Annotated in this window: 3 protein-coding genes; 2 read left to right on the top strand and 1 reads right to left on the bottom strand. The window is 72.0% G+C overall.

Translation table 11 applies throughout. The features are described 5' to 3' along the window. Window positions 1–473: serine hydrolase (locus GKQ77_RS30610; protein ID WP_219692375.1), on the top strand; the 473-nt coding region annotated here is incomplete at its 5' end. Here the strand turns inward: GKQ77_RS30610 and GKQ77_RS30605 are convergent. Further along, window positions 466–2,175: a glycerol-3-phosphate dehydrogenase/oxidase gene (locus tag GKQ77_RS30605; RefSeq protein ID WP_219692374.1), complete on the bottom strand. Its 1,710-nt coding sequence runs from the start codon at window positions 2,173–2,175 to the stop codon at window positions 466–468. The genes GKQ77_RS30610 and GKQ77_RS30605 overlap by 8 nt on opposite strands. Window positions 2,176–2,402: 227 nt before the next feature. Between GKQ77_RS30605 and GKQ77_RS30600 the strand changes: the two genes are divergently transcribed. Continuing rightward, a partial coding sequence (locus GKQ77_RS30600) for a nucleotide sugar dehydrogenase (protein ID WP_219692373.1) occupies window positions 2,403–3,213 on the top strand: 811 nt, incomplete at its 3' end.

Here is a 3,213-nt window from a genome sequence, read left to right as displayed (position 1 = left end):
CTCCCCTCCGCCTCACCGGCACCTCGTTCCCCGGCGCCCGCACCACACTCCCCTCACCCCACGGCCGCGCCTACTCGGGCGACGGCGAGGACGTCACCAGGCTCGACCCGCGCGTCGCGGGCGCCGCCGGCGAGGTGATCTCCACCCTCGCCGACCTCAACCGCTTCTACGCCGCCCTGCTCACCGGCCGCCTCCTCCCCGCCCCCTTCCTGCGCGAGATGCTCAACACCCGCGCCGCACACGGCCACTACGGCATGGGCCTCTATCCGCAAGTGCTCCCCTGCGGCACCACGGTGTGGGGCCACAACGGTCATATCGCCGGGAACTACGTCCGCACCGCCGCCACCCGCGACGGCCGACATGTCCTCACCTTCCGCATCAACACGGACAAGTTGGCCGACCCGGGGCTGGAAACAGCGCTTCTCACCGCCGAGTTCTGCCCCCGCGCCCCGGACGGCCGCCCCGCTAGCTGAGCGGCACGATGTCCGGCGCCCCCAGCCGCGCCGCGTCCGCCGTCAGGTCGTCGGGCTGGCGCTGCGACTCCCGCTCGGCCTCCACCCGCTTCTCGTAGTGCTGCACCTCCCGCTCGATCTGGTCCTTGTCCCAGCCGAGGACGGGCGCCATCAGCTCGGCGCACTCCCGGGCGCTGCGCGTGCCCCGGTCGAACGTCTCGATCGAGATGCGGGTGCGCCGCGTCAATACGTCGTCGAGGTGCCGGGCGCCCTCGTGCGACGCGGCGTAGACGATCTCGGCCCGCAGATAGTCGTCGGCCCCCGGCAGGGGCTCGCCGAGGGTCGGGTCCGCGGTGATCAGTTCGAGCACTTCCTCGGCCAGCGCGCCGTACCTGTTCAACAGGTGCTCGACGCGCACCACATGAAGGCCCGTCCGCGCGGCGATCCTCGCCCGGGCGTTCCACAGCGCCCTGTACCCCTCGGCGCCGACGAGCGGGATGTCCTCGGTGACGCACTCGGCGACCCGCTGGTCGAGAGCGTGCACGGCCTCGTCGACGGCGTCCTTGGCCATGACGCGGTACGTCGTGTACTTGCCGCCCGCGATGACGACCAGGCCGGGCGCCGGGTGCGCGACCGTGTGCTCCCTGGACAGCTTGCTCGTGGCGTCCGACTCCCCGGCGAGGAGCGGGCGCAGCCCGGCGTAGACCCCCTGGACGTCGTCGCGGGAGAGGGGGACGGCCAGGACCGAGTTCACATGCTCCAGGAGGTAGTCGATGTCGGCGCTCGACGCGGCCGGGTGCGCCTTGTCGAGGTCCCAGTCCGTGTCGGTCGTGCCCACGATCCAGTGCCGTCCCCAGGGGATGACGAACAGGACGCTCTTCTCGGTCCGCAGGATCAGTCCGGTCGTGGAGTTGATCCGGTCCTTGGGCACGACCAGGTGGATGCCCTTGGACGCCCTGACGTGGAACTGCCCGCGCTCGCCGACCATCGCCTGCGTGTCGTCCGTCCACACGCCCGTGGCGTTCACCACCTGCTTGGCGCGGATCTCGTACTCCCCGCCGCCCTCCACGTCCTGGACCCGGGCGCCGACCACGCGCTCGCCCTCGCGCAGGAAGCCGGTGACGCGCGCGCGGTTGGCGACCTTCGCGCCATACGCCGCCGCCGTGCGCACCAGGGTGGCCACATAGCGGGCGTCGTCCATCTGCGCGTCGTAGTACTGCATCGCGCCGACGAGGGCGTCCTTCTTCAGGCACGGGGCGACGCGCAGGGCGTGGCGGCGCGTCAGATGGCGGTGCATGGGCAGGCCGCGGCCGTGCCCGCGCGACATCGACATGGCGTCGTAGAGCGCGACGCCCGATCCGGCGTACCACCTCTCCCAGCCCTTGTGCTGCAAGGGGTAGAGGAACGGCACGGGCTTCACGAGATGCGGGGCGAGCCGCTCAAGGAGCAGGCCGCGCTCCTTCAGCGCCTCCCGCACGAGCGCGAAGTCGAGCATCTCCAGATAGCGCAGGCCGCCGTGGATCAGCTTGCTCGAGCGGCTCGAGGTGCCCGACGCCCAGTCCCTGGCCTCGACCAGGCCGGTGGACAGGCCTCGGGTGACCGCGTCGAGAGCCGTCCCCGCGCCGACCACCCCCGCGCCCACGACCAGGATGTCCAGCTCCCGGTCGGCCATTCCCGCAAGTGACTCGGCACGCTCGGCCGGCCCCAGTGTCGCTGTCCTCACCGCTGCCTCCCGCTGTGATCGGGTGTGGTCGGACTCACATCATGCCCAGATTTCGTCCCCGCTCGCCGATCGCACCCTCAGCCTGTGGACAACACTCCGGACTCCGGCGCGGCGCAATACCGTAAATCGGTCATATTTACTCCTAGTCTGACATTGCGCTGGTCCGCCTTGTCCACAGGGCTTGCGCGCTCGTCCCGCTCCGGCTATTGGGAGGACGGCCCACCGCCATGCCCGCAGATCTCGCAGTCATCGGTCTCGGCCACCTCGGCCTGCCCCTGGCGCAGGCCGCCGTCGCACGCGGCATCGCCACCATCGGCTACGACCCCGTCCGCGCCACCGACCTCGCAGGCGGCCGCCTGCCCTGCGACGGCGCCGAGGGGATCCTCACCGCCGCCGACGTCCGCCGGATGCTCTCGGGGGGCTTCCGGCCGACCACCGACCCGGCCGACCTCGGCCGGGTCCGCACCGCCGTCATCTGCGCCCCCACTCCACCCGCCGCCGACCGCTCGCTCGATTTGAGCCAGGTCGCCGAGGCCGCCAGTGCCCTGGCCGCGCGGCTGCGCCCGCACACCACCGTGATCCTCGAATCCCCGGCGTACCCGGGCTCCACCGAGGAATTCGTCCGCCCGATCCTCGAAGCGGGCTCGGGCCTGCGCGCGGGCCGCGACTTCCACCTCGCCTACTCCCCCGGCCGCCTCGACCCCGGCAACCGCTCGCACGGCTACGCGGGCACCCCCAAGGTCATCGGCGGGCTCACCCCGGCCTGCACCGAGTCGGCCGCCGCCTTCTACGGCCGCCTCACCGACAAGGTCGTCCGCGCCCGGGGCCCCCGCGAGGCCGAGACCGTGCACCTCCTGGAGACCAACTACCGGCACGTGAACATGGCCCTGGTCAACGAGATGGCGGTGCTCTGCCACGATCTCGGCATCGACCTGTGGGACGTCATCCGCTGCGCGGAGACCAAGCCCTTCGGCTTCCAGGCCTTCCGCCCAGGCCCCGGCGTCGGCGGCCACGGCGTCCCCCTGGACATCCCCAACC

Source organism: Streptomyces anatolicus (assembly GCF_019400875.1).
Lineage (GTDB): Bacteria > Actinomycetota > Actinomycetes > Streptomycetales > Streptomycetaceae > Streptomyces > Streptomyces anatolicus.
This window is presented reverse-complemented; position numbering and strand designations above follow the sequence as displayed.